The sequence below is a fragment of the Nocardia sp. NBC_00508 genome (genome assembly GCF_036346875.1).
GTDB lineage: Bacteria > Actinomycetota > Actinomycetes > Mycobacteriales > Mycobacteriaceae > Nocardia.
The window spans coordinates 3753091-3779871 of sequence record NZ_CP107852.1; the positions used below are offsets into that span (position 1 = coordinate 3753091).

The 26781-nt window shown below is 67.0% G+C and carries 23 protein-coding genes and 1 pseudogene; 8 read left to right on the forward strand and 16 right to left on the reverse strand.

The window, feature by feature from the left end; all coding sequences use genetic code 11:
- Positions 1–70: 70 nt before the first annotated feature.
- Positions 71–547, forward strand: a complete 477-nt coding sequence (locus OHA40_RS16520; protein ID WP_442944055.1) for a GtrA family protein — start codon at positions 71–73, stop codon at positions 545–547.
- A gap of 143 nt (positions 548–690) precedes the next feature.
- Here the strand turns inward: OHA40_RS16520 and OHA40_RS34735 are convergent.
- The 3 genes and pseudogenes from OHA40_RS34735 to OHA40_RS16535 form a co-directional block, all read right to left on the reverse strand.
- Positions 691–1167, reverse strand: a pseudogene (locus OHA40_RS34735) (pyridoxamine 5'-phosphate oxidase family protein); the annotation flags it as partial.
- Positions 1168–1790: 623 nt separating this feature from the next.
- Positions 1791–3977 carry a molybdopterin-dependent oxidoreductase gene (locus tag OHA40_RS16530; protein WP_330233915.1) on the reverse strand — a complete coding sequence of 729 codons (2187 nt, stop codon included), beginning with the start codon at positions 3975–3977 and terminating at the stop codon, positions 1791–1793.
- Between the two features lie 229 nt (positions 3978–4206).
- Positions 4207–4725 (reverse strand): hypothetical protein, encoded by a 519-nt coding sequence (locus tag OHA40_RS16535; protein ID WP_330233916.1) that lies wholly within the window; start codon positions 4723–4725, stop codon positions 4207–4209.
- A 433-nt stretch (positions 4726–5158) separates the two neighbouring features.
- Between OHA40_RS16535 and OHA40_RS16540 the strand changes: the two genes are divergently transcribed.
- A complete protein-coding gene (locus OHA40_RS16540; protein WP_330233917.1) occupies positions 5159–5740 on the forward strand; it encodes a DUF4282 domain-containing protein in 582 nt (193 codons plus the stop codon).
- Between the two features lie 209 nt (positions 5741–5949).
- The gene (locus OHA40_RS16545; protein ID WP_330233918.1) at positions 5950–6828 is read left to right on the forward strand and encodes a helix-turn-helix domain-containing protein; all 879 of its coding nucleotides are present in this window, start codon (positions 5950–5952) and stop codon (positions 6826–6828) included.
- Positions 6829–6846: 18 nt separating this feature from the next.
- On the opposite strand, the gene OHA40_RS16550 is transcribed toward OHA40_RS16545, so the two are convergent.
- A complete protein-coding gene (locus OHA40_RS16550) occupies positions 6847–7275 on the reverse strand; it encodes a MarR family winged helix-turn-helix transcriptional regulator (protein WP_330233919.1) in 429 nt (142 codons plus the stop codon).
- An 85-nt stretch (positions 7276–7360) separates the two neighbouring features.
- Here OHA40_RS16550 and OHA40_RS16555 point away from each other — a divergent pair, with 85 nt between their 5' ends.
- A complete protein-coding gene (locus tag OHA40_RS16555) occupies positions 7361–8824 on the forward strand; it encodes an MFS transporter (RefSeq protein ID WP_330233920.1) in 1464 nt (487 codons plus the stop codon).
- Positions 8825–9231: 407 nt separating this feature from the next.
- On the opposite strand, the gene OHA40_RS16560 is transcribed toward OHA40_RS16555, so the two are convergent.
- Positions 9232–9780 carry a dTDP-4-dehydrorhamnose 3,5-epimerase family protein gene (locus OHA40_RS16560; protein ID WP_330234216.1) on the reverse strand — a complete coding sequence of 183 codons (549 nt, stop codon included), beginning with the start codon at positions 9778–9780 and terminating at the stop codon, positions 9232–9234.
- Positions 9781–9782: 2 nt separating this feature from the next.
- Positions 9783–10655 (reverse strand): glucose-1-phosphate thymidylyltransferase RfbA, encoded by an 873-nt coding sequence (rfbA, locus tag OHA40_RS16565; protein WP_330233921.1) that lies wholly within the window; start codon positions 10653–10655, stop codon positions 9783–9785.
- 226 nt (positions 10656–10881) lie between these two features.
- On the opposite strand from rfbA, the gene OHA40_RS16570 reads away from it, so the two are divergent.
- Positions 10882–11874: an alpha/beta hydrolase gene (locus OHA40_RS16570; RefSeq protein ID WP_330233922.1), complete on the forward strand. Its 993-nt coding sequence runs from the start codon at positions 10882–10884 to the stop codon at positions 11872–11874.
- Positions 11875–12178: 304 nt separating this feature from the next.
- Here the strand turns inward: OHA40_RS16570 and OHA40_RS16575 are convergent, their stop codons facing one another.
- A complete protein-coding gene (locus tag OHA40_RS16575; RefSeq protein WP_330233923.1) occupies positions 12179–12886 on the reverse strand; it encodes a hypothetical protein in 708 nt (235 codons plus the stop codon).
- 306 nt (positions 12887–13192) lie between these two features.
- On the opposite strand from OHA40_RS16575, the gene rfbB reads away from it, so the two are divergent.
- The gene (rfbB, locus tag OHA40_RS16580; RefSeq protein WP_330233924.1) at positions 13193–14209 is read left to right on the forward strand and encodes a dTDP-glucose 4,6-dehydratase; all 1017 of its coding nucleotides are present in this window, start codon (positions 13193–13195) and stop codon (positions 14207–14209) included.
- A gap of 184 nt (positions 14210–14393) precedes the next feature.
- Here rfbB and OHA40_RS16585 read toward each other — a convergent pair whose 3' ends face one another.
- The 3 genes from OHA40_RS16585 to OHA40_RS16595 form a co-directional block, all read right to left on the reverse strand.
- Positions 14394–15101: a hypothetical protein gene (locus OHA40_RS16585; RefSeq protein ID WP_330233925.1), complete on the reverse strand. Its 708-nt coding sequence runs from the start codon at positions 15099–15101 to the stop codon at positions 14394–14396.
- A gap of 338 nt (positions 15102–15439) precedes the next feature.
- Positions 15440–17026, reverse strand: coding sequence for a DUF2142 domain-containing protein (locus OHA40_RS16590; RefSeq protein WP_330233926.1), 1587 nt, complete (start codon positions 17024–17026; stop codon positions 15440–15442).
- Positions 17023–18000, reverse strand: a complete 978-nt coding sequence (locus tag OHA40_RS16595) for a glycosyltransferase (RefSeq protein WP_330233927.1) — start codon at positions 17998–18000, stop codon at positions 17023–17025. Before OHA40_RS16595 ends, OHA40_RS16590 begins: the two co-directional genes overlap by 4 nt.
- A 147-nt stretch (positions 18001–18147) precedes the next feature.
- On the opposite strand from OHA40_RS16595, the gene OHA40_RS16600 reads away from it, so the two are divergent.
- The gene (locus OHA40_RS16600; protein WP_330233928.1) at positions 18148–18699 is read left to right on the forward strand and encodes a GtrA family protein; all 552 of its coding nucleotides are present in this window, start codon (positions 18148–18150) and stop codon (positions 18697–18699) included.
- A gap of 119 nt (positions 18700–18818) precedes the next feature.
- The gene (locus OHA40_RS16605) at positions 18819–20726 is read left to right on the forward strand and encodes a glycosyltransferase (RefSeq protein ID WP_330233929.1); all 1908 of its coding nucleotides are present in this window, start codon (positions 18819–18821) and stop codon (positions 20724–20726) included.
- A gap of 217 nt (positions 20727–20943) precedes the next feature.
- Here the strand turns inward: OHA40_RS16605 and OHA40_RS16610 are convergent, their stop codons facing one another.
- The 6 genes from OHA40_RS16610 to wzm all read right to left on the reverse strand — a co-directional run bounded on the left by OHA40_RS16610 (position 20944) and on the right by wzm (position 26679).
- Positions 20944–21795, reverse strand: a complete 852-nt coding sequence (locus OHA40_RS16610; protein ID WP_330233930.1) for an SDR family oxidoreductase — start codon at positions 21793–21795, stop codon at positions 20944–20946.
- A 143-nt stretch (positions 21796–21938) separates the two neighbouring features.
- The gene (locus OHA40_RS16615) at positions 21939–22643 is read right to left on the reverse strand and encodes a hypothetical protein (protein WP_330233931.1); all 705 of its coding nucleotides are present in this window, start codon (positions 22641–22643) and stop codon (positions 21939–21941) included.
- A gap of 56 nt (positions 22644–22699) precedes the next feature.
- On the reverse strand, positions 22700–23746 hold the full coding sequence (gene rsgA, locus OHA40_RS16620) for a ribosome small subunit-dependent GTPase A (RefSeq protein ID WP_330233932.1): 1047 nt from the start codon (positions 23744–23746) through the stop codon (positions 22700–22702).
- Between the two features lie 219 nt (positions 23747–23965).
- Positions 23966–24880, reverse strand: a complete 915-nt coding sequence (glfT1, locus tag OHA40_RS16625) for a galactofuranosyltransferase GlfT1 (RefSeq protein ID WP_330233933.1) — start codon at positions 24878–24880, stop codon at positions 23966–23968.
- Positions 24881–24950: 70 nt separating this feature from the next.
- Entirely contained in the window at positions 24951–25787 is an 837-nt protein-coding gene (gene wzt, locus OHA40_RS16630) for a galactan export ABC transporter ATP-binding subunit Wzt/RfbE (RefSeq protein ID WP_330233934.1), read from the reverse strand.
- Positions 25788–25797: 10 nt separating this feature from the next.
- On the reverse strand, positions 25798–26679 hold the full coding sequence (gene wzm / locus OHA40_RS16635; RefSeq protein WP_442944020.1) for a galactan export ABC transporter permease subunit Wzm/RfbD: 882 nt from the start codon (positions 26677–26679) through the stop codon (positions 25798–25800).
- Positions 26680–26781: the final 102 nt, after the last annotated feature.

The window sequence follows — 26781 nt, forward strand, 5'->3', positions numbered from 1 at the left end:
GCCGCTTCCGGCCGAGCTGCCGTTGGTCGACGAGCCCGCCGGCGCGAGCGACGGGCCCGAAGGAGGCAGCGTGCGTAACCACGTAGGGCCCCGGGAGCGCCGAGTCGGACACAGCACGGATGTCGACCTCAAGACACAGATCTTTCGGTTCACCCTCACCGGCGGGTTCTCGGCCGTCGTCGACTACGGGCTCTACAGCCTGCTGCTCAACCTGGTCGGCCTACCGGTCAGCGTCGCCAAGTCGATCGGCTTCGTGGCGGGCACCACGACGGCATACCTGATCAATCGCCGGTGGACCTTCCAGGCACCGCCCAGCCGGATCCGCTTCCTCGCGGTCGTCGCGCTCTACGCGCTCACCTTCGCGGTGCAGGTCGGCATCAATGCGGTGCTCTACCACGCCTTCGACGAGGTCTGGTGGCGCCAGCCGCTGGCCTTCGTCGTCGCCCAGGGCACCGCGACGGTGATCAACTTCGTTGTCCAGCGCCTGGTCATCTTCAAGATCGGGACCGATCGATCGGATGCGGAGTCCGAAGCGGTCAGCGGGTGAGCATGGCTTCGGCCGGCTTCGTGGTTCCGGGCTTTGGCGCCGAAGTAGTCGCCGCCCTTGGCGCGGATGTTGTCGGTGCCCCATTCGCGCTGCTCCCGTGCGGCGGGGACCAGGTGCGGGATGTGCTTGCGGCAGTGGATGTACGCCTCTTCGACGTCGACAACCACCCAGTGCTGCGCGATCCGGCCCTTGTGGTTGGACGGTAAGTCGGTCACGGCCCCGCGCAGCGCGGGGTCGGCGACGATCCGTGCCGAACCGTTGATGTGCAGTCCGATGAGATCCTGCACGAAATCGATCAGCAGAATCCCGACGTGCGGGTTCTCCAGGATGTTGCCAAGACTGGCCATCACGCCATTGCCACGGTATTCCGGGTAGGTGATCGTGCGTTCGTCGATGACGTGCAGGAAGCCGGGAAGTCCGGCACGAAAACTCGCGTCGCATTCGCCCTGCCGGTCCGCGGTGGCGATGAAGGCCATATCCATCCGGCCGATGAATTCGATCATCTCGGCATTGAGCCGGTTCAGCACCTGATCGTCGTAGAACCGCTGGGCTCGGTCCTGCGTGCCGTATCTTTCCTGCAGTTCGCGCTCGCCGTAGCCGCCGCTGTGTGTACCGGGCATCTCCGCCCCTCTGGTCGCTGGAATCAGGATCCACGAGGCTCGACATCGAACCGCGGTCGCACCTCGCCAATTTTAGATGAAAACCACACGGCAAAACTTCGAAATCAACGTTGAGAATGCACTGAATCGACCCGTGGCGCAAGGGTTTCGGAAGATTAGCTAAAAGCCGACCGGCCGGGATTGTCTAGGCTCGTTCAATTGTCCGCCAGCCGCGAAGATCTGGGTCTCATGATTGCTGGCTACGCAGTCGCACCGCCGCCCCACTTCTCGAGCACAGCGAGGTCGAGCATTGCCCAGCTGCCCAGCTCATGTCCGAGTGGCGTTGTGTGTGCCATGAAGAGCGAGCAGGTCCGTCCGCAGAGAACCCCTGAGGGCGGTTCAACCCCGATACCGCAAATACCGCGGCACGCAACCCATCGGCCCCACTCCGATTTTCGAGCGAAGCGAGACCGAGCATCTACCGTTCGCGGCCCGGCTCGCGTCCGAGCGGCCGCCGCGTCCGCGACGAAGTCGCCAGCGGCGGTCGCTCGGACGCGAGCCACAAAGGGGCCGCGAACACGCAGCGACGAAGTCGCTGCAAATCAAACAGAGCCGCGAACACGCCGCGACGCAGGCGCTGCAAATCAAACACAGCTCAGGGTGACCGGGACCCCGTTGAAAACGGCGTTGCCGGAGGGCACGTCGACCACCGAATCATCGGTGAGCACATTGGCATTGACCCCCGCGTGTGCGCGGGCGACAGTTTGCGCACTGTCGATGTGGCCCCAGCCGTGCGGCAGACTCACCACTCCGGGCATGATGGCATCGGTCGGTTCCAGCGGAACCGTCAGCGTTCCGGCGGCGGACTTCACCACAGCCTGGTCGCCGAGCCCGAGTCGCTCTACGTCGGCCGGATTGATATGTAGCGTGCAGCGATTCGATCCGCTCACCAGCGGCGCGATGTTGTGCATCCAGCTGTTGTTGGACCGCAGCTGGCGTCGCCCGATCAAGACCATCTCCGGTGCCGCGTCGCCCAGCCGCTCCCGCATCCGCGCCACGTCGTCGAGCAGCGGCTGTGGAGCCAGGTCCACCCGCTCCGTCGCCGTCCGGAGCACCCCGGGCAGGCGCGGTCGCAGCGCGCCCAGGTCGATACCGTGCGGGTTGTCCAGCAGCATCTGCAGATTGAGCGTGCCGCCGTTCCATTCCCCGTACGGCCCGAGCCGCAGCATCAGGTCGATGCGCTGCTCGGTGCTGTTCTCGCCGATCAGCTCGCCGCGCCGGTCCGCGAGCCCGGCTTTGTGCAGCAGACCCGCGATGACCAGCTCGTCCACGGCGGTGAGCGGGTCGGTGCCGTCGGAGCCGTCGTGCGGCCGGCTGGTCAGCGCAGCCGCGAGACGGGCCAGGACGGCGGGCTCCGAAGGCCGGTCACCCAATGGCACCAGCGGACGCGAGTAGCGGGCATAGTTGCGCACGGCGAACTGCAGCAAGGCGAAATCGTAGTGCGGCGATTGCGTCGGTCGCGGCGGCGGCAGGATCACGTCGGCGTGCCTGGTGGTTTCGTTGACGTACCGATCGACGCTCACCATGAAGTCCAGTTGGGCGAACGCGGCGTCCAAGCGCGCGCCGCTGGGGGCGGACAGCACGGGGTTCCCGGCGATCGTCACCAGGGCGCGGATCCGGCCCTCGCCCGGCGTGGTGATCTCATCGGCCAGCGTCGCGACGGGTAGTTCGCCCATGGCCTCGGGCAGCTCGCGAACCCGGCTGGTCCAGCGCCCGGTGCGAAACGGTCGGGTGCGTGGGATGCCGCCCGCGGCCGCCGTGGCGAACATCGCGCCGCCGGGAGAGTCGAGATTGCCGGTCAGCGTGTTGATCGCGTCGACGAGCCACTGTGTGATCGTGCCGAACTCTGCGGTGCAGGTGCCGATTCGAGCATAGACGGCCGCGGTCGGCGCCGCGGCGAGTTCGCGGGCCAGCCGCACGATCGTGGACGCGGGCACACCGGTGCGGGTCGCCACCGTTTCCGGGTCGAATGCCATCGCGGCCGCGCGCAAGTCGTCCAGCCCGGTGACCTCGACGCGGACGTCGGCCAGCTGCTCGGCGAACAACGTGTGCACGATGCCGAACAGCAGATACGCATCGCTGCCCGGACGGATGAACAGGTGCTCGTCGGCCAGTTTCGCGGTGCGCGTCACCCGGGGATCGACTACGACGAAGCGGCCGCCCCTACGCCGCAACGCCTTCAACCTGCCCGGGAAGTCCGGTGCGGTGCACAGCGAGCCATTGGATTCCAGCGGGTTCGCTCCGAGCATCAGCAGATAGTCGGTGCGGTCCAGGTCGGGCACCGGCACGGTCAGCGGGTCACCGAACATCAGCCCGCTGGCCACCTGCTTGGGCATCTGGTCGGCGGTGCTCGCGGAGTAGATGTTCCTGGTGCCCAACGCGCGCAGCAGAATCGGCAGATACAACGCGCCCGCGACGGTGTGGGCATTGGGATTGCCCAAGTAGGCCGCGGCTGACTGGTTCCCGTGCTCGGCCACGACGGCCGGGAAGCGTTCCGCGATGTAGTCGAACGCTTCGTCCCAGGACGCGGTGCGCCAAGTGTCGGTGGCGCGGTCGCGGATCAGCGGTTCGGTCACCCGGTCCGGGTCCTCGTCGAGATGTCCGAAGCTGGCCCCCTTCGGGCAGAGAAACCCCTTGCTGAAGGGGTCGTTCCGGTCACCGCGGACGGAGGTTACATGGTCATCGGCGTCCAGGGTGAGCTCGAGTCCGCACACCGCCTCGCAGAGCGGGCAGGTCCGTAGCAGATTGCGCGATTGGGTGATCGGGGCCATACCTCATCTTGGCGTCCGGCGGTGGAACTGAAAAGAGAACGCTCGATATCCACCCACGCCAAACGACCGGCACCCGGCGGCGCTCTGGGGTGGGGATCCAGAGCGCCGAGACGGATACCGGTCGCAAACAGGCCGGTCAGCGCGGTCCCGGCCCACGATCAGCAGCAGGTGAACTGCCCCCCGAACGGTGTTCCCCGGACGGACGGCGCCCCCGGACGGACGGCGTATTTCAGCAGGCGATGGTCAGCTTCGCGCGGCGCGATGCGCAGGCCGCCCGCACGGCGGCGGCGATCGCGACGACCGGCGGCACCCAGCGGGCCTCGGCGGGCGCGATGCCCCAGTGGGCCGAGCCGGCCGAGAGCTGGGTGGGCGGCAGCGGGATGCCCGCGCCGTCGCTGTACACGGTGGCACCGGCCTCGCGCAGCGCCTGCAGCGCCATCGCGGCCTTCCGGACACCGGTGACCAGGTGAACCTCGCGACGCTCCGCGCCGGGGATCTCGATCACGGGGCCGGACAGGTTGTTCGCGCGCAGGAAGCGGCGGACCTCGCCGGCCAGTTCGCCGGTGACCTCGATGCCGGACAAGTCCTCGTCGGTGATCAGGCTCAGACCGTTGGCCGTTTCGGCGACCGTCCATCCGCGCTGGTTGTAGTCCTGCGCAGCGGCGGTCATCTCAGCCGCCGAGACGGAAGTCGGAAACGTGGTGCGCACTGTCTTCTCCATTCCCCGGTAGATCTCTGGGTCCTGCATTCATGGGGCGTATCGCCAGCGGCCGCCGGGAGCGTTACGCGATCTTCGGAACAAATTTCCGAAGTGTCGCCTAGGTCTCATTTTCGAGAGTGCCCGGTCAGGTGCCGCCGACGTCCGGCCCCAGCTCGCAGCTGTTGCCACGCAGCTACTTTCGGCTGCCGACCTGGCTGCTCGCTGTACCGACACTGTGAGACTGCTGTGGATGGTGTGATTGATGTTGCCTGCGCGAAAACTTCCCGGTCCCCCCGCGTTTCCGGCTGGATCCCGCCGCCGCGAACGAGGAGGATTCTCGGCATGAGCGTCAGGCCCGGAGGCGGCCCGGGCAACCACCGAGGGCGCGCGAGCCGAAGGGGAGACAGCATGAGCGTCGATCCTGGAAGCGGCAGCCCGTGTGGGCACGGAAGGCTCGCGCAGGACGATCGAGGACAGCAGTATGAGCGATGAATCGAACGGCACCGGAGCGCCCGCAGGCGGCGAGCCTATGGAGGCGGGGGAATTCGAGGCCGAGTCGCGATGGATCGCGTGGAAGGAGTCGGCGGGCAAGCGGTTCTCCCGCAACGAGCCCGAAGACGAAGAGGAAATCGCCGAGCCGTTCGGCAGCCCGCGGGCCTTCATGCAGTGGAGCGCCGCGGCGGCGCGCGCCCTACTCGACGTGCAGTTTCATCGTCCGGCCACCCGGACGCTACTGCCGCTGGCCTACATACTCGGGCTGGTGTTCGCCTTCGCCGCGCCGATCGCGCTGACCGTCTCGATGTGGCGGGTATCGGCGGTGTTCGGTGTGCTCGCCGCGCTGCTCGGGGTTCCGCTCGGCCTGACCATTGCGGCGGCCGTGCGCCTGATGCTCGAATTCCTGGTCAACGCCTCGCGTCTGGCGACCAGGGTGGAGCACATCAGCGAGCTGGCCGACGATCTGTTCCAGGCGCTGGCCGACGTGGCCGAGCCGGTGAACCAGCTTTCCGAAGACGTTCGGGCGGTGCAGTTCTGGCGTTTTCGCAAGCGCACGCCGCGCAGGTAGGCAGCGCGAAACACGCTGCGCGGGCGCGGTTCGGCGCCGAAGTGACACCGACCTGACTGAGACACGTGCAGTGACCGGTGTCAGTTTTGCTGTGAACAATGCTGTTCGGATACCCGGAACATCCACCGTGGGTGTCCGAGAAGGGCCGCGCCGCCGACCGGACGTGATCTGTCGTAACGTGGCCGGTGTACGGCTAGAAGGGGGGAAATATGGGTTTACCGCAGGGGACGACCGGTTCGACCATGCCGCGGCGGCAGCTCGGCCGCCAGCTACGCGATCTGCGCAACCGAGCCGGAATGACCACGCGGGTGGCCGCGCAGCAGCTGGAGTGGTCGGAGGCGAAGATCTGGCGGATCGAGACCGGCCAAACCTCGCTGCGCAGTCTTGACGTCGAAGCGATGTGCAAGGTCTACGGCGCGCCGCCGGAACTGCTCGAACCGTTGACGGCGTTGGCGCGCGACACCAAAGCCAGGGGATGGTGGACGGCCTACGGCGACGTCATCCCGGAGGGTTTCGAGGTCTATATCGGGCTGGAGGAGGCGGCCGCCCGGCTGTTCACTTACGAGAACGAACTCGTGCCGGGCCTGCTGCAGACCGAGGGCTACACCCGCGCGGTACTCACGGCGGCACATCCGGAACTGTCCACCGACGAGGTGGACCGCAGGGTGCGGCTGCGTCAGGCCAGGCAAGCGCTGGTCACCCGCGCCGACGCACCACTGCGATTGGACGTGCTGCTCAACGAGCCGGTGTTGCTGCGGCGTATCGGATCTGCGACGGTGGCCGCCGAGCAGCTCGATCACCTGCGCCGCATGTGCGATCTGCCGAACGTCCGCATTCGCCTGGTACCCATGGATTGCGGCTATCACGACGGGATGAACTCGGGCCGGTTCGTGCTGCTGGAGTTCCCGGAGGTGCAGTCCGGCGAACTGCCCGAACCGCCTGTTGTGTACGTGGAGGCGTTCACCGGACCGATCTACCTCGACAAGGAGCCGGAGACCACGCGATTCCGCACGGCTTTCGCGAGTATCGAGACGGTGACGGTCGACGCGCGCGCGGGCATCGAGGACGTGCGCGCGTCGCTCCCGTAGCTGATCACGCCGCGAGGGTCAGCACTTCGCGGGGCCCGGCGAGTCCCACGTGTCGCTCAAAACGGCGCGATGGGTCGGCAGTGCTTGCTCGTAGACCTCGCGACCTTTGTCGGTCAGGCAGACGAACACGGCGCGGCGGTCTTCGGCGCACATGGTGCGCCGCACCAGGCCGTCCCGCTCCAGCCGGGCCACGGCGCGCGACAGGGCACTCTGGCTCAGATAGATGTCGCCGGCGAGGTCGCTCATGCGGTAGTCGCCGCAGTTCGCGTCGACCAGTCGGTCCAACGTCTCGAATTCGCTGAGTCCGATGCGATGCCCGCCCTGAAGTGCTTTCTCGAGCGCGCAACTCACCGCCGCGTGTCGGTCGAGCAGCGCACGCCACTCGTCGACCAGCCCGGTCGGCGCGTCGCTGCACTGGGCTGTGTTCACCGTGGACGGCTTCGACATGGCCCCATCTTAGTGGTCAGCAGCATCGTATGCAATTGCATTAAATGTGTTGGCATTTAATGCAGGCGCATGTAATCTACTCCGCATGACTTCACCAGCAACGCTCTCGGCCGCCCCGGCGACCGATCCGACCAGATGGTCCGCCCGGCTTTGGGGCATGCTGATCACGCTGTGCATCGTGCTGTTCCTCGACGGTCTCGACGTTTCGATGATCGGTGTCGCGCTGCCGTCCATCGGCGCGGAACTCGATCTGTCCACCTCCACCCTGCAGTGGCTGGTCAGCGGCTACGTGCTCGGTTACGGCGGTCTCCTGCTGCTGGGCGGACGCACCGCCGACCTGCTCGGGCGGCGCAAGGTGTTCCTGATCGCGCTCGCGGTGTTCGCCGTCGCCTCGCTGGCCGGTGGCCTGGTCAACTCTGGGCCGCTGCTGATCCTCACCCGCTTCGTCAAGGGCCTCGCCGCCGCGTTCACCGCGCCGACCGGCCTGTCCATCATCACCACCAACTTCGCCGAGGGACCGGCCAGGAACAAGGCGCTGTCCATCTACACCGTGTTCGGCGCGGGCGGTTACTCCATGGGCCTGCTTTTCGGTGGTCTGATGACCGGAGTCGGCTGGCGCTGGACGTTCCTGCTTCCGGTGCCGATCGCGCTCGCCGCGCTGGCCGCCGCCTACGTGCTGGTGCCGAAGGACAAGCCCGCCGAGGAAGGCGGCCACGACATCCTCGGCGCGCTGCTGTCCACCGCCGCGATGCTGCTGCTGGTCTACACCGTTGTCTCCGCGCCGGAGGCAGGCTGGGCCTCGCTGCGCACGATCGGCTCGTTCGTCGCCGTTGTGGCGCTGTTCGCCGGGTTCGTCGTGACCGAGCAGCGGGTGCGCTACCCGCTGGTGCGCTTGGGCATCCTGCGCAAGTCCTCGCTGGTGCGCGCCAGCCTGGCGATCGTCGCGGTGGCGGGCTCCTACTTCAGCTGGCAGTTCATCGTGACCCTGTACATGCAGGACACCTTGGGCTGGTCGCCGCTGAAGCTGTCGATGGCGCTGCTGCCGGTCGGCCTGCTGGTCGTGCTGTCGGCGTTCTTCTCCGACAAGCTCGTCGATCGATTCGGCACCGGAGCGGTGATCGCGGTCACCATGGCTGTGATGGCCGTCGGGTACCTGCTGTTCCTCCGGCTGGACACCGCGCCGTCGTACCTGACGATGCTGCTGCCGGCAGTCTTGCTCATCGGCATCGGCTGGGTCGGCTTCCCCGCGATCAACATCCAGGCCACCAATGGCATCGATGACGACGAGCAGGGTTTGGCGGCGGGTGTGCTGCAGACCTCCATGCAGGTCGGCGCGGCCATCGTGCTCGCGGTGACCACGGCGATCATCTCCTCCGGCGCGCACGCCGACATCTCGGCGGCCGGGATGCTCGACACCTACCGACCCGGTCTGGAGTTTGCCGCAGGCGTGTCGATCGTCGGCGCGCTCGTCGCCTTGCTGGCTTTCGCGCCGAAGTTCCGCAGGCAGGAGCAGACGGCCGAGACGAAGGAGCTGGAACTCGTCGGCTGAGTACCGCATGCCGAGCGCCGTCACCGCACCGGGTGGCGGCGCTTCGGCATATGCGGCTGCCTCGCCTTCGCTCGGCCCGGCGCTCCAGCGGCTGCCTCGAGCCTTCGCTCGGCCCGGCGCTCCAGCGGCTGCCTCGAGCTTTCGCTCGGCCCGGCGCTCCAGCGGCTGCCTCGAGCTTTCGCTCGGCCCGGCGCTCCAGCGGCTGCCTCGAGCTTTCGCTCGGCCCGGCGCTCCAGCGGCTGCCTCGAGCTTTCGCTCGGCCCGGCGCTCCAGCGGCTGCCTCGAGCTTTCGCTCGGCCCGGCGCTCCAGCGGCTGCGCCCGGCGCATGAGCGGGTTGCGTCGAGTCTTCGCTCGGCCCGGCGCGGGCTTCGGACGGACTACGTCCCGGTTGCGCCTCTTATGCGGCTCAGGAGAACGGTGGGGCCACAGTGTCTTTCGCGGAGCGGATGAAGGTGAGTTCGTTGCCGTCGCGGCCGATCCGCGGCCACTCGATGCCCAGCGTGGGGTCGAAGGCATCGAGATCGCGGTCGAACTCAGGCTGGTACTCCAGCGAGCACAGGTAGGTGACCGTAGACCCGTCCTCTAGCGAGAGGATCGCGTGCCCGAGGCCCTCGGACAGGAACACCGAGCGCCGGTCGACGTCGTCGAGCAGCACGCTGTCCCAGCGTCCGTAGGTCGGCGAGCCGCGGCGCAGGTCGACGACCACGTCGAGGAACGCACCGCGCACACAGGTCACGTATTTCGCCTGGCCCGGCGGATCCTCGGTGTAGTGGATGCCGCGCAGCACGCCGGCCGCCGACACCGAGCAGTTCACCTGCCTCAGGTCGAACTGCCGCCCGGTCGCCTTCTCGAACTCCGAGGCCTTGAACCCTTCGAGGAACATGCCGCGATCGTCGCCGTGCTGGCGCGGGGTGATCACCCACGCGCCGGGCACCGCGAGTTCTCGGAACTCCATGCTCACCAGTCCCGTCCGCGTTCGAGCAATTCGAGCAGGTAGCGGCCGTAGCCGGAGCGGACCAGCGGTTCGGCGAGTGTGCGCAGCTGCTCGTCGTCGATGAAGCCCATCCGCCAGGCCACTTCCTCGGGAACGGCGATCTTCAGGCCCTGCCGCTCTTCGATGGTGCGCACGTAATTGGCCGCGTCCAGCAGCGAATCGAAGGTGCCGGTGTCCAGCCACGCGGTGCCGCGGGCCAGCACGTCCACGCGGAGCCGATCCTGCTCCAAGTAGGCGCGATTGATATCGGTGATCTCGTACTCACCCCGCGCCGACGGACGCAGCGAACGGGCGATCTCCACGACGTCGTTGTCATAGAAATACAGCCCTGGAATCGCGTAGTTCGAGCGGGGCGCCTTCGGCTTCTCCTCGATGGACACCGCGCGGCCCTCGGTGAACTCCACGACGCCGTAGGCCGTCGGGTCCGACACCCAGTAGGCGAAGACCGCGCCGCCGTCGATCCCGTGGAAGCGGCTGAGACTGGTGCCCAGCCCAGGGCCGTGAAAGATATTGTCGCCGAGTACCAGTGCGGCGCTTTCGTTGCCGATGTGATCGGCGCCGAGGACGAACGCCCTCGCCAGACCGTCGGGCTCGGGCTGGACCACGTAATCGAGGCACAGGCCGAACTGGCTACCGTCGCCGAGTAGCCGCATGAACGCCTCGGCGTCCTCCGGCGTGGTGATCACCAGGATGTCCCTGATCCCCGCGAGCATCAGCGTGGAAAGGGGGTAGTAGACCATGGGTTTGTCGTAGACCGGGACCAGCTGCTTGCTCACCCCGCGCGTGATCGGGTGCAGCCGGGAGCCGGTGCCGCCCGCCAAGATGATTCCGCGCATGCTTGGAGTCTGCCAGTTTCGCGGCGCCGGGATTCGATGAGGTTCCGAGTAGCCCTCAATTCGATTACGGGCGTTTCGTTTCCCCCTGCTTCCGGCGATTCTCTTGCGTAGGTCACGTGTGCATGGTGTTCTGAGAAGTCACCGTGTGAGATGTCAGCGCCGACAGCTCGCCTGGGCGACCCCGGTCCGGTCGTGACTCGGCGCGCCAGTGTGAAGTAGGTGCGCGATGGTGGCGACCAGAGACGGCGAGCCCGGCGTGGTGATGAATCCGGAGGGCCCCAGCGCGCAATCACGCTTGCTGCTGGCGACCTGCCTGGGTGTGGTGCGTCCCGTGCTGCGGACCTTCCCGGTGACCAAGGCGACCATCCCGTTCGGCGCGGCCACGGTGAACGGGCTGGCGCGGTTGCGTCCCGAGCCGCGCGGCATCGACCGCGAGCAGGTGTCGCTCAATGGTTTCCACTTGGAGATCATCCGTCCGGCCGGGGCGGCGCGTGCGCTGCGGCACGGCGCACTGCTCTACACGCATGGCGGCGGTTTCGCGATCTGCAACACCCGCAGCCACCGTCCGATCGCGGCGAGCCTGGCCCGCCGCACCGGACTGCCGGTGGTCAATGTCGAGTATCGCCAGTTGCCCGGTCGGCGTATCGACCAGTCGGTACAGGACTGCCTGACCGCCTACCGATGGCTGCTGCGGCACGGCGCGGATCCTGCGCGAATCGTCTTCGCGGGCGACTCGGCGGGCGGATACCTCGCTTTCGCGACGGCGCTGCGCGCGTTGGAATCGGGCCTGCCCGCGCCGGCCGGGCTGGTCGGACTGAGCCCGCTGCTGGATCTGGACTACGGCGCGAAGCGGGACTACGTGAACGTCACGCGCGATCCATACATCCCGCTGTCGGCGTTGGAGGCGGTAGTGCGCATCGGCGCCGAGGTCGACGGCATGCTCGATCCGGCCCTGTCGCCGGTGAACGCGGCGCTGTCCGGTCTTCCTCCGGTGCTGTTGATCGCCGCTGAAGACGAGGTGCTGCGGTTCGACTGCGAGCTGATGACGCAGCGGCTCACCGCGGCAGGCGTGCCGAACGCGCTGGAGCTGTGGCGCGGCCAGGTGCACGCCTTCATGAGCATGGCGCCCAACCTGCCGGAGAGCAGGGCGGCGCTGGCGCGGGTTTCCCGGTTCTTCCGGGCCCGCATCGCGGACGACCAGCAGGCGCGGACGGCCTGACCGCCCGGCCTCTCCCAGGCGAGCCCCGCCCCGCATTCGGACGGGACGGGGCTCGCGTCTGTGCGGACTCGTTCGCCGACGGGCGATCTGCCATCGATCGACTGGTATTCGCAATCGTGATTTATTTCCGAATCGAAGTTACCTATATTCGAGAGGGCAGGTCACGGGTCTGAAAGTAATCCCGTTTCATGTTGTTAAGCGTTTGTTCATCTTATGTCAAGGCCTGCGAAATAGCGGAAGCCCCGCCGCGCGGTTGCGCGGCGGGGCTTCCGTTGTTTTTCAGTTATGCGCGTTCAGCCGTGGATTACTTCGCCGGCGCGTTGAACGGCTGGTTGATCGTGGTGAAGTACTGGATCGCAGCACCGATCGCGACCGGGGCGGTGATGAACAGCTGGCCCGCGAGGGTGCCGAGGGCGCCGACAGCGAGGATGCCGCCGAGGCAGCCGATGGCGGCGGCCGGGATGAACGGGCCGAACAGGCCGACGATGGTCGCCGACGCGACGGTCGCGCCGGCGATGCCGCCGAGCACGCAGCCGACGGCCGCGCCGCTCAGCCCGCCGACCAGGGCGCCGATGGTGGCGCCGGTGGAGATGGTGTCCTTCATGCGGTTGAAGGCGGCCGTCTCACGGTCGTACTCGGTTTTCCACGGCGCCTTGTCCTCGAAGGGCAGGGCGACCGGCTTGTAGGTCGCCTTCGCCATGTCGAGCTGCGGGGTCAGGGTGGCGGTGCGGTCGGAGATCTCGGCCGCGATCGGGAACTCGAAGTCGTCCACCCGGAAGGACAGCGGCGTGGCGGCGACCACGTCGCCGTTGGCGGCCTTGACCTTGAAGGCACCGTCCTCGACGACCATGGAACCGGCATCGGTCGTGATGATCGACTGGGTGTCGGTCGCGTGCGCGGTGAAGTTCACCGCGCCGTTGTCGGCTTCGGGGGCCGCATTGACGGTGCCGGCAGTGACGCCGAGGGCGGCGATCAACAGCGCCGACGTCGCGGCGAATTTCCTCATCAGCATTTTGTTTGGAACCTCGATGTGAAGCGTTCGGAGGGGACTACACGAGCAAAATCTAGAGCAGCTAACGAGTGGTGAACCGGCTGTGACTATTTATTCAAATTTTGTTCACCGCACAGACTCGCGGCTTGGTGGGGTTGTAGAAATGTGGGCGCTGACCGGGGTTTACTGGAACAAACCAGACTCGCGGTTCTCAAAGCTGGGAATCAAATGAGACGAAGGTCACAGATTGAAATCGTGACTAGCTGCTCGGCAGCGCAGGCTCCGAGTCCGTCGTCGGAGCGATCGCTCCCGACGTAGAGTCATGGGGTGCGATTGCTCGTCACCGGCGGAGCCGGATTCATCGGCGCGAACTTCGTCCAGCAGACCGTGTCCGACCATCCCGATACCACCGTCACCGTCCTCGACGCCTTGACCTATGCCGGGAACCGGGCCTCGCTCGATCCGGTGGCCGACCGCATCGATTTCGTGCACGGCGACATCGCTGATCTGGACCTCGTCGACGATCTGGTCAGCGGCGTCGACGCGGTGGTGCACTTCGCCGCCGAGTCGCACAACGACAACTCCCTCGCCGAGCCCTGGCCGTTCGTGCAGACCAATATCGTCGGCACCTATTCGCTGCTGCAGGCCGTGCGCCGCCACGATGTGCGCTACCACCACGTGTCGACCGACGAGGTGTACGGCGACTTGGCGCCGGACGCCCCCGCGTTCACCGAGGCAACGCCGTACAACCCGTCCAGCCCGTACTCGGCCACCAAGGCTTCGAGCGATCTGCTGGTGCGCGCGTGGACCCGCTCGTTCGGAGTGCGGGCCACGATCTCCAACTGCAGCAACAACTATGGGCCTTACCAGCACGTGGAGAAGTTCATCCCACGCCAGATCACCAACCTGATCGACGGGATCCGCCCACGGCTCTACGGCGCCGGGGACCAAGTGCGCGACTGGATCCATGTAGACGACCACAACCGCGCCGTGTGGGACATCCTGCGCCGCGGCCGGATCGGGCAGACCTACCTGATCGGCGCCGACGGGGAACTGGACAACAAGTCGGTGGTGCGGCTGCTCCTGGCGGAGTTCGGCCGGGATCCCGACGACTTCGACCACGTCACCGATCGGCCCGGTCACGACCAGCGCTACGCGATCGACGCGACGCAGCTGCGCACCGAACTCGGCTGGCAGCCGCGCTATGCGGACTTCCGCGCCGGGCTGGCGGCGACCATCCAGTGGTACCGGGACAACGAATCCTGGTGGCGGCCGGTCAAGGCCGACACCGAGCGCTCCTATCGCGCGGCAGGCGAGCGGACGCTCAGCGCGGCCGGAGACTGAACCGGCTGAATGCCGTTGCGGGTGAGCCCCAGTCGACGGGTGGTGCTCCGAGGTGGCCTCGACCAGCGCCGCGATCAGGATCGGCCGGGATCAAATCGGTCGCACGTAAAGAAATCCCGCCCGCGCTGGTGCGCGGGCGGGACTCCCCGTTCGTTTTCAGTTGTTGTGCACGCCAAGTTGTGGATTACTTGGCCGGCGGGGTGAACGGCTGGTTGATCGTGGTGAAGTACTGGATCGCAGCGCCGATCGCGACCGGGGCGGTGACCAGCAGCTGGCCCGCGACGGTGCCCAGGGCGCCCACCGCGATAATGCCGCCGAGGCAGCCGATGGCCGCGGCCGGGATGAACGGGCCGAAAAGGCCGACGATCGTGGCGGCGGCGACGGTGGCGCCGGCGATGCCGCCGAGGATGCAGCCGACAGCGCCGCCGCCGATGCCGCCGACCAGGGTGCCGACGGCGGCGCCCATGGAGATGGTGCTGGTCAAGCGGGACCAGGCGGCCTGCTCACGGTCGTACTCGGTCTTCCACGGCGCCTTGTCCTCGTACGGCAGGGCGACCGGCTTGTAGGTCGCGTGGGCGGTGTCGAGCTGCGGGGTCAGGGTCGCGGTGCGGTCGGAGATGTCGGCGGCGATCGGGAACTCGAAGTCGTCCAGCCGGAAGGTCAGCGGGGTGGCCGTCAGTACGTTGCCATTGGCGGCCTTGACCTTGAAGACACCGTCCTCGATGACCATGGATCCGGCATCGGTAGTGATGATGGACTGGGTGTCGGTCGTGCGAGCGGTGAAGTTCACCGCGCCGTTGTCGGCTTCGGGGGCCGCGTTGACGGTGCCGGCGGTGACGCCGAGGGCGGCGATCAAAAGTGCCGACGTCGCGGCGAATTTCCTCATCAGCATTTGCTTGGAACCTCGATCTGAAGCGTTCGGGGGACTGGACAAGCCAGAAACCTAAACCAACCGTGGCCAGATTGTGATCTGGTTGTGATTGACTCCCATTCGATCTTGTGATTCCCGGCGGTGTCTAATGCCCACGCTCGCTTAGGTTTCCGCGCCTGAGAGCACGGACTTCCCTTGCCATCATGTGATGCATATCACATGATTTGCCTGGTCTACGTCTGCGGCGCCGTCTCCAGAGTCTGTCGCCATCTTTGCGGAATCCCCGACCTCGACCAGGCAAACGACCTGGTCAGCGGTATCGAGGTGTTGTCGGATCCGCGGCCGAATCTCGTTGCCGCTCAGCCCCAAACGACGGTGTAGTACTTCGCCGCCGCCGCGATGAGCGCCGCGCTCGTCGTCACGATCACGGTGACGGCCGGACCCACTGTCGGGGTCTTGCCTGCGGTATCGGTGAGCCGCAACGGCATCCAGCGCAGCAGCACCGCGAACGCGACGATCGCCAGCGGCACGAAGTAGCGGCCCTGCACACCGTCGACGATGTAGTAGCCGACGGGCGTGAACGACATGTAGAGCGTCACGTAGATCATCGCCACGCTCGCCGCCACGGTGAGCGCGACTATCAGCGTGCGGCGGAAGGCGGCGGCGTTCATCCGCTCGGAGATGCCCAGGCTCACCGCGAACGCGAGCAGGCAGGCCAGCATCGAGAGGGCGGGAACGTCGATGTAGGCGAAGCCCAGTTCGCCGAAGAACTGGCTGAACCAGCGCTGGTCGCGCAGCGCGATGCTCTCGCCGAGTACGTGCACGAACTGTGGCGGGTCGCCGAGGATGCCACTGAGCTGGTCACCGGGTCGCACCGAGCGCCACTGGTGCTGCGGCCGCATCAAGCCCATGCCATCGCCGGTCGGCGCCGCGATCTTCATCCACACCGCGAAAGCGAGCGCGCCCGTCGCGGCGAAGACCCATGGAATCCAGCGCCGCCAGCCGGTGAACCCGAACCGGTCCGCTGGCACCAGCACGACGAGCATCGCGAGCAGCACATACGTCGGCTTGCTCACCGGCAGCAGGATCGTCGCGGCCAGCAGGGCGCCGATCTCCATCCGGCCCAGTCGCTCGCCGAGGAACAGAGCCTTCACCAGCAGCGCGCAGACGAGGATCGCCAACGCGTTGGTCATGGTGTCGGCCGTGACCGTGCCCGCCTGGAACACCGCGATCGGCAGCACCGCGACGGTGAACGCCAGCCACTGCACCCGGTGCGCACGCAGCGCGTAGAGGCCGAAGCCGACCACCGCGAGGTAGGCCGCCAACCCGGCGAGCCGGGTGATCAGGAGCATGCCGCCGACGTCGAGCCCGAACAACTCGCCGAGCCGGATGCCGATCGCGGCCGGGATGTAGGGCACCGGCGAGTAAGCGGCGGTATTGGTGAACCAGACCGGTTCCGCGGCGTCCGACACCGCGGTGCTCGTCAACTGCTCGTAGCGGGCGGGGTTCTCCACCATCGGGTCGGGCTCGTCCGGGTTGGTGGTGTAGTCCTTGAGGGCGTAGCCCATCAGCGCGGTGATGCTGGACGGAACGTCGCCGCCGTAGGCGTTGCCGCGGTCGTCGTGGATCCGCTGCGGCAGCAATCCGCCGTGCGCGACCTGGTAGGCGCGGCCGAACTGGGTGATCTCGTCATGACCCCAGAACGGCGGGGTGAGCACAGTGAACAGTCCACCGAAGACCGCCGCGAGCACGGTGAAGGCGAGCGTCGCTCCGCCGAGGCGCGCAACGGCTCGGCGCGCGAAGCTCTGCACGGACCGGCCTGCAGTGGTCGCCGCTGAGCTATCGGCCGCCGGTAGCGGTGCGGTGTCGGTCGCGGGTAGCGGTGCGGTGTCGGTCGGAGGGGCTAGTTCCTGCTCCGGCGTCGCGGTCTGATCCGCCGTCGTCAACGCCCGGCTCCGCCGTCGCGGGCGGCACCACCGTTGCTGTTCGCGCCCACCGCCGTGTACCGCAGGTAGACCAGGCGCGCGGCTTCGTGCCTGGAGCGCCGGATGCCGTCCAGGATCAGGCCTGCGGTCCAGGCCAGGCTGCCGAGCAGCAGCAGGGTGAAGCCGAGGAACAGGGTCGGGAAGCGCGGCACTTCATGGGTGTTGTAGAACTCGATCACGATCGGGATGGTCAGGATGATCGAGACCAGCCAGCTCAGCGTGCCGAACAAACCGTAGAACGCGACCGGCCGCTCATGCCTGGCCAGCCCGATGATCAGCGCGAGGATCTTGAATCCGTCGTGGTAGGTGCGCAGCTTGCTCTCGCTGCCCGCGGGACGGTCGCGGAAGTCGACCGGCACCGCGGTCTGCGGCACCCGCAGGTGCAGCGAATGCACCGTGAGCTCGGTCTCGATCTCGAACTCGCGGGAGACCGCGGGAAAGCTCTTCACAAAGCGGCGGGAGAACACCCGGAAGCCGGACAGCATGTCCTCGACGTTCTCGCCGAACACCTTTCCGACCACACCGTTGAGCACCTTGTTGCCGGTCTCGTGTCCGGTGCGGTAGGCGGAGCCGCCCTCGTCCTGTTTGCGGACGCCGAGCACGTGGTCATAGGGGCCGTCCAGCAGGGTTTTGATCATCAGCGGCGCGGCCGACGCCTCGTAGGTGTCGTCGCCGTCGATCATCAAGTAGACGTCGGCCTCGATGTCGGCGAAGGCGCGGCGCACCACGTTGCCCTTGCCCTTGGTGTGCTCGTGCCGCACGATCGCTCCGGCCTCGCGGGCCCGTTCGGCGGTGGAGTCCGTGCTCAAATTGTCGTAGACGTAGACGACGATTCCCGGCACGGCGGCTTGTAGGTCGGCGACGACCTTGGCGACCGAAGCCTCTTCGTTGTGACACGGAACCACGGCGGCAATACGAAGCTCGGTGGAGTCCACCCCGGTCAATCCTCGCGATCGGTGCTGAATGTGGGAACACGGGGAGGGTACAGGGAACCCGCCGTGGCTGCGTGGCCGACCTCACCGGGTGCGGGCCCGGAATTCGCCCTCGGGTCCGGTTCGGCCGGGCTGCGGTACCGTCGGGCCGTGCCATCCCGTGAGTCCACCGCACCCGCAGCCGAGCCCGGCACCCAGGAGACCGGATCGCTCGTCCGCAAGGTGCTCACCGCGCTACGCCGCGGCGGCGCTTTCCTCGTCGTCGGCGCGATCGGATTTCTGGTGGATGCGGGCACGTACAACCTCCTGGTGTTCTGGGGTGGCGAGGGTCTGCTCTATCACTACCCACTGCCCGCCAAAATCATCGCGATCGCGGTGGCAACCGTGGTGACCTACTTCGGCAACAAGTGGTGGACCTTCGCGCACAAGCAGACCGACAACCCCGGGCGCGAGTACCTGCTGTACGCGGTGTTCAACGTCGTCGCGATCGGCCTGCAACTGGGCTGTCTCGGGTTCTCCCGCTACCTGCTCGACCTGTCCAGCCCGCTGTCGGACAACATCTCCGGCACCCTCATCGGGCAGATCGTGGCCGTGGTCTTCCGCTACTGGGCCTACGACAAATTCGTCTTCACGGGTGCTCGCGAGCGTGCGGGCAACACCGCGGACAACGGATCGGCGAATGTTCAGCAATACTTCGAGTAAGGGACGGCGTGGTTGCACGGCGGGCACGCCGAGAGGCCGGTTGATATCCTCACCCCCGCCGTGAAGGCATCCAGGGGCGTGTCTGTCCCGTCCGGCACAATGAGAATTCCGAGGATTTCATGGATCAGTCGGCTACCCAGGCCGTTACCGAAACAAACGATCGCTCGACGGCCGCTGACGCGCCTGCTGCACTGCGCGCCGACCATCGAGCGCCGGACCGGCTCGTGTTACAGCGCGGGATCTTCACCGGTCCGTCGGAAAGGGTGAGCGACGAGCTCTACGCCGTCGTCAAGGGTGGCTCGCAGAGAGAACGCTTAACGCTGCGACTGGACAAGGGCGCGACCGCGCACACCAACACCTACTTCGGCCGGTTCGCCGCCAGCTACTGGCAGCGCTGGACCACGGTCACCGAAGTCCGGGTCACCGTGGTGCTCGACGTCGTCGCGAAGGCGAAGATCCGGCTGGTCGCCTCCGACATCGCCGGTCACCGCAGGATCATCGCCACCGCGCAGGTCGACGCGAGCGGCCCGGTGACGCTGACCGCCCCGCTCGACCAGTACGTCGACGGCGGCGCGCTCTGGCTGGAATTCGACGCCATCGGCGGCGCGCTCGGTATCGCGGAACTCACCTGGACCGCCGTCGCGCCCGAGCACGTGCGACCGGTCGCGATCGCCATCTGCACCTTCAACCGGGCCGAGGACTGCGCCGAGACCGTCGCCGCGTTGTCGTCCGACCCCACCGTGCTCGCGGCGATCGATGCGGTGTACGTCGTCGACCAGGGCACCGACCTGGTCCAGAACCGGCCGCGCTATCAGGAGGTCGCGCCGGTCCTCGGGGACAAGCTGCGCTATATCCGCCAGCCCAACCTGGGCGGCGCGGGCGGCTTCACCCGCGGCCTCTACGAGGTATCCGCGGTCAACGAGCACGCCGACGTCATCCTGATGGACGACGACATCCTGTGCGAGCCGGAGACGGTGCTGCGGCTCAACGCCTTCGCAAACCTGACGGTGGAGCCGACCTTGGTCGGCGCGCAGATGCTGTTCCTGCTCAACCCCGACTACCTCAACGTCGGCGCCGAGGAGGTGCACCTGCATCGGCTGCGGCACGGGCAGAAGGTGCCGAAGGCGCTGCGCAACACCAGCATGCTGAAGAAGAGCCAGGAGCGCCGCGTCGACGCGGGTTACAACGCCTGGTGGACCTGCTTGATCCCGGCCGAGGTGGTCGCGAAGATCGGGCTGCCGATCCCGATCTTCTTTCAATGGGACGACGTGGAGTACGGCATCCGGGCGCGCGAGCACGGCTTCGTCACCGTCACGCTGCCCAACGCCGCGGTGTGGCACGCGGACTTCTATTGGAAGGACTACGACGACTGGGCGCGTTACTTCAGCACGCGAAACTCGCTGATCGTCGGCTCGCTGCACACGGATCTGGACGCCAAGGAAATCACCCGCAAGCTGTTCCGCGAACTGTCCGAGCAACTGGTCGCGATGCAGTACGGCCTGGTGCACACCACCTTGCAGGGCATCGAGGACTTCCTGAAGGGTCCGAAGGTCTTGCAAGACGGCGGTATCGAGGCCCTCGCCGCCGCGCGCACCAGCCGGGCCGACTACCCCGAGACGATCAAGCACCCGGCCGCGACGCCGCCGGTCCGCTCGGCCGATATCCAATTGCGCCGTGCCGGTGGCGAACCCAGCCGCGTGCTGCTGGTGCTGATCAAGCGTGCGATCAACCAGTGGTTCGGCCGCACCCAGCCCGGCGTCATCGGCGTCACCAGGGAAGACGCCTACTGGTGGCATGTCTCGCTGTTCGACCACGTGGTGGTCACCGACGCGTCGCAGTCCGGCGTGCGGGTGCGCAAGCGGGATAAGGCCCGCGCCCGTCAGCTGCTGCGCCGCACCCTGCGCGTGCTGCGTCGACTGCGCCGCGAACTACCCACCGTGCAGGCCCAGTACCGCGCCGCCATGCCGGAACTCACCGGCCGCACCAATTGGGAACGGTTGTACGGTATCGCCAAAGGCGACAGCTGATTTCGCGGTACATGGGTAACTCGTGGGGGACGGGCTGACTCGCGCCGTCCCCTGTCGCTGGCCGCCAACGCCGGCTTCGTGCCACGCAAGTCCGGCCTGAAGACGCGGAGAGGCGGGCTAGCCGAGTTACCCATGCGCGTGCGAGATCAGTTGCTGCGTTGGGTAATCAATTGCTCGGTGGTAGCCGCACACCCGGGAGGTGTGCGGCTACCACTGGTCAGAGAAATAGGTCGGTGGTGAGGGGGGCGTCGCCGGGGGTCACGCGGTACTTGTCCAGGTCGGTGATGCCGTGGGCGGCCAAGACGTCGTCGTCGATGAAGAAGTTGCCGGTGGTCTCCTTGCTCGGCGAGGTGAGCACCAGGTAGGCGGCGTCGGCGTAGATGTCCGGGGTGCGCGAGGTGGCGACCATCTCCTCGCCACCGAGCAGGTTCTGCACCGCCGCGGTCGCGATCGTGGTGCGCGGCCACAGCGAGTTGACGCCGATGCCGTCGCTCTTCAGCTCCTCGGCCAGACCCAGTGTGGTCAGCGACATCCCGTACTTCGCGATGGTGTAGCCCAGCGCCATGCCTGCCCACTTCGGGTCCAGGTTCAGCGGCGGGGACAGGGTGAGGATGTGCGGGTTGCGTCCGGCCTTCGCCGATTCGCGCAGATGCGGGATGCTCAGTTTGGACAACAGGAAGCTGCCTCGGCAGTTGATGTCCTGCATCAGGTCGTACTTCTTCATCGGCAGCGCATCGGTGGGTGACAGATCGATCGCCGAAGCGTTGTTCACCACGATGTCGATGCCACCGAACCGCTCGACCGTCTGGCGCACGGCCTCGGCCACCGACTCATCGATGCGGACATCGCCGACGAACGGCAGCACCTGCCCGCCCGCCTGCTCGAGTTCCGCGGCGGCGGTGTGGATGGTGCCGGGGAGCTTGGGATGCGGCTGGTCGGTCTTCGCGATCAGGGTGATGTTGGCGCCATCGGCCGCGGCCCGTTTGGCGATCTCCAGACCGATACCGCGGCTGCCGCCGGACATGATCATCGTCCGGCCCGCTAGCGGCTTGGATCCCGATTCCGTCATGTGACCTGCTCCTTCGTGTGTGCCGCGGACGGTACGGCCGCGGTGTCGCGCGCTTGCACACTAAGCGTAAACCCGAGTGTTATGCAATCAGTTGCATAGGGTCTGCGAAGAGAGGGCACCGGTATCCCGGTGCCCTCTCTGGTTCAGAGCGTCGCGAGCGTCAGGATGTTCAGCAGGATCATCAGTCCGGTGAATGCCCAGACGATGTACAGGAACACCATGCCGGGCGCCTTCTGCGGACCCGGGCCGATCGCGCCGTTGAGGAAGATCACCACGGGTGCCTTGTAGTAGAAGCGCGTGGCCTGTCCCTCGGTGATCGGCACGGTCACGTCGGCCGGACCCATGTCGAACAGCCAGGGGGTGGTGACCCGGACGTGGTACTGGCCCGGACCGACCGGGATGTGGTTCGCGCCCCAGCGGGTGTTGGGCACCCGCTGGCCGTTCACCAGGATCTTCGGCTTGGTCAACGCGAGCAGGAACGCCCAGCCCGAGTACGAGGCGTCGATAGTGATGCCCGGCGGATCGGCGGGCTGACCGTAGCCCTGCGGTTGCCCGAACTGCTGGGGCTGCCCGAACTGCGCCCGTTGACCGTACGGCTGCGGCTGGCCGTATTGCGGTGCGGGCTGGCCGAACTGGGGCGCGGGCTGCCCGTACGGGGGTTGCCCGGCCTGCGGTTGCACGAGATGCGGTTGGCTCGGATGCTGCTGCCCCGCAGGCGGCGGCGCGTACTGCGCAGGCGCCTGCGGGGGCGGGTACTGGCCGACCGGCGGCTGCTGACCGAATGCCGGCTGTCCGGACCATTGCCCGTGCTGCTGGCCTTGAGGCGGGTACCCGCCGGGTTGACTCATCTATCCCTCCCAGATAGCGAACAGTGCGAGGGCGACCCTACCGTGCCCCGGGGCAGTCAGCGCCGCGAGTTCCGCTCCCGGAACATCTTGCGATGCTGCTTGGTGATGTCCCGCCAGGCCCGCTCGCGTTCGGCCTGCAACCGCTTGTCGGTGCGCGCCTGGATCCACTCGTTCTCCCGCGCCAGCTTGCGGTAACTGTTCAGCCTGCGTTGAGTCAACTCGCCGTTGTCGATCGCGTCCCGCACCGCGCATCCCGGTTCTCCGTGGTGTGCGCAGTCGCCGAAACGGCACTGGGCGGCAAGGGATTCGATGTCGCTGAACGTCTTCTCGATGCCTTCGGCGGCATCCCACAGTCCGACGCCACGCAGTCCGGGCGTATCGATCAGCGTGCCACCGCCGGACAGCGGCCGCAGTTCCCGGTGCACTGTGGTGTGCCTGCCCTTCTTGTCCGCGCCGCGGACCGCGTTCGTGGCGAAGATCTCCGCACCGAGTAATGCGTTGGCGAGCGTCGACTTCCCAGCACCGGAGGGTCCGATCAACGCGACGGTCCCCTCCAGCATCGCGACGAGCACGTCGAGCCCGATGCCGGTATTCGCGCTCACCGCGAGCACGGACGCGCCTGGCGCGACCGCGCGCACTTCGTCGAGCGGGAGATAGGCCGCTGTGTCGGCCTTGGTGAGCAGCACGATCGGCTGAGCATCGCTTTCCCAGGCCAGCGCGAGCATCCGCTCGATGCGGCCGAGGTCCACGTCACCGTCGGCGGCGGTGCAGATCAGGACGGTGTCGACGTTCGCGGCGAGCACCTGGCCCTGCGACCGGCCGGACACCGAGGACCGCACGATCGCCGACCGGCGCGGAAGCAGTTGCCGCACGGCCGAATCGGTATCGATGCTCACCCAGTCGCCTGTGCACAGCCCGCTGAGCTCGGAATCCGCGCGTGGGCAGCGGGCGCGGGCGAGCCCGCTCGGCGTGGCCACGTCGCATTCGCTGCGGTCCATCCGGATGACCCGCGCGGGTACCCGGCCTTCCTCGATCATCGAGGCGTAGCGGTTGGAAACGGCTTCGGTCCAGCCATACGGGACGAGAAGGTCGTAGTCGACCATGATTGAAGGAATCCTTCGTCGGGCGCAGAACCCGACCAGGGTTCAGCGAGTGGAGAATGAGCAGGAGTTTCGTGTGGCGGCATGCGTAGCGCGCCCGGACACGACAATCCGAACGTTCCTCGTCACGGTCCACACCTCCTTGCTTCTCTCGCAGTCGCCCTACCCTTGCACCCAGCCCCTCACCCGCGCAACCGAATATCCGACCTCACCGATTGGTGATCACTCGGGTTTGCCGAACTGTTCGTGGCGGCCGAGGGAGCGGAGGTGGAACCACTCGCGCAGGCCCGCCGGGTCGCGGCGAGTGACAAGGAAGAACCAGGAGAAGCGGATCCATTCCTGGGGCAGCAGTTTGCGCATACCGGGCTGGGACATCAGGTAGCCGCGGTTGCGGTAGGTGAAGTAACGCTTCACCGGGTCGTCGGGGTACTGGGTGTGCATCCGGCCACCGAGGATCGGTTTGAACTCGGCCGCACCGTTGGGATGCAGGTACGCCGTCTGCAGGCAGGTGCCGAACGGCAGGCCGGAGCGGACCAAGCGGCGATGCACCTCGACCTCGTCGCCGCGAACGAACAGGCGTAGGTCCGGCACGCCAATCACGTCGACCGCCTTCGCGGAGATCAGCGCGCCGTTGAACAGCGAGGCGATACCGGGCAGGAAGTCCTCGTCGCCGAGTTCCGAGCGCAGCCGCCGCCACACCACGCCACGGCGCAGCGGGAACGCGAGGCGGTCGGGTTCATCGATATCGCAGACCACGGGGGACACCTCGACGAGCCCGTGCCGGTCCGCGCAATCCAGCAGGGTGGACAACACATCGGGACCTTCGGGCCTGCCGTCGTCGTCGGCGAGCCACAGCCAGTCCGCGCCGATGCTCAGCGCGTGCAGTATGCCGAGCGCGAACCCGCCCGCGCCGCCGAGATTGTGCGCCGAACCCAGATAGGTGGATTCCACTGGCTGGTCACGGACCAGGGCCGCGACCTCCGGTTCGTTGCCGTTGTCGACGACGATCAGGTGGTCCACCGGCCGTGATTGGGAGGCAAGGATTTTCAGCGACTCGGCGAGCAGCTCGCGGCGCTTGTGCGTGACGACGATCGCCACGATGCGCGCGTCCGAGCCGACCCGGGCCTGACCACTCATGCTGTGGCCTTTCTGGCATGAGCGGGGCCCTCCATGGTCACGCTTCGCTGCCGCCTCCGGGCCTGACCACTCATGCCTGATTCCGCTCCAATTCTCGTTCGGTTCCCACGGCCCGTTCGGCCTCCATTTCGCGCAGCACAGTCGCCACGTGATTCCCCGCTTCGGGCCCCTCATAGGCTCGCACCACTTCTTCGATCCCGCCACGCAAGCGGATCTGGCCGTGGTCGATCCACATGGCCGTGTCGCAGAGCTGCGCGAGGAATTCGTTGGAATGGCTGGCGAAAACCAGGATGCCGGAACGCGCGACCAGTGACTGCAACCGGATCCTGGCCTTCTTCATGAACTCCGCGTCCACCGCGCCGATGCCCTCGTCGAGCAGCAGGATCTCCGGATCGATCGAGGTCACCACGCCCATCGCGAGTCGGACCCGCATACCGGTGGAATAGGTGCGCAGTGGCATGGACAGGTATTCGCCCAGCTCGGTGAAATCGGCGATCTCATCGATTTTGGCGAGCATCTGCTTGCGGGTCTGCCCGAGGAACAGACCGCGGATGATGATGTTCTCGTAACCGGAGATCTCCGGATCCATGCCGACGCCGAGATCGAAGACCGGCGCCACCCGCCCGCGGATGCGCGCACTTCCGCGGGAGGGTTCGTAGATGCCCGAAAGCAGCCGCAGCAGCGTCGATTTGCCCGCGCCGTTGTGTCCGACCAAGCCGATTCGGTCGCCCTCTTTCAGCGAGAGCGTGATATCCCGCAATGCCTCGACCACGACGACGTCGGACTGGTTGCGTCCGATCGCGCCGCCGGCCTTGCCGAGGAACGCCTTCTTCAACGACCGCGATTTGGCGTCGAAGATCGGGAATTCGACCCACGCCTCCTGGGTTTCGATACTCACACGGCTCATCGGGGCGCTCCTATACCCAGTACGGTACGCGCGAACGGTACTGCTTCATGGCGAAGATCGCCACGATCCAGCCCAGCAGGGTGATCACGCCGACGACCAGCCAGTGCCGCAGTTCCTGCGGGTCGCCGAGCAGGGGCGCCCGGACGATTTCGAGATAGTGGAACGTCGGTACGAGCTCGGCGAGCTTGGCGCGGTCGCCGGTGCCGACCTGCGACTCCAGGGTCTTGGTCGTCCACATTACCGGCGTCAGTACGAACAGCATCAGCGTGGTGCTGCCGAGAATCGGCGCGATATCGCGGTAGCGGGTGCTGAAAATACCGAACACGATCGACACCCACGCGCAATTGAGGAAGATCAGCACGATCGCCGGAATGGCGAGCAGGGTCGCCGGGCCGAGATTGCGCCACACGCCGAACGCGGCGAGCATCACCAAGTAGATGACCATGTTGTGGGCGAAGAACAACAGCTGTCGCCACACCAGCCGGTAGACGTGCACGCTCAGCGCGGAGGGCAGCTGTTTGATCAGGCCCTCGTTGGCGATGAAGACCTCCGAGCCTTCCAGGATGCTCGCGCTGATCACGTTCCAGATGATCAGCCCGACCGTCACGTAGGGCAGATACTCCCGCAGCGGCTGGCCGAGCAGCGCCGCATAGAGCACGCCCATCGCTATGGCCTGCAGACCGGTGGCGATGGTGATCCAGAACGGGCCGAGCACTGAGCGGCGGTAGCGCTGCTTGATGTCCTGCCAGCCGAGCGACAGCCACAGCTCGCGCTGGGCGAATCCGCCCGCGAAGTCCTGGAACGCGCGCCGGAACGTCTGCGAGTCCGGCACGATCTTCGCCGCGGTTGCCCCGGCGCGTGCGGCCTCGGCCTCCGGCGTGGCCGCGCTCACCGTATTCTCCTGCGTCGAGTCGTCGCCGGAGCGCACGACGTGCTCGGTCGGGGAGGTCGGTGAGCTGTCGTCTGTACACGCTTGGTCATCGGAACCAACTGA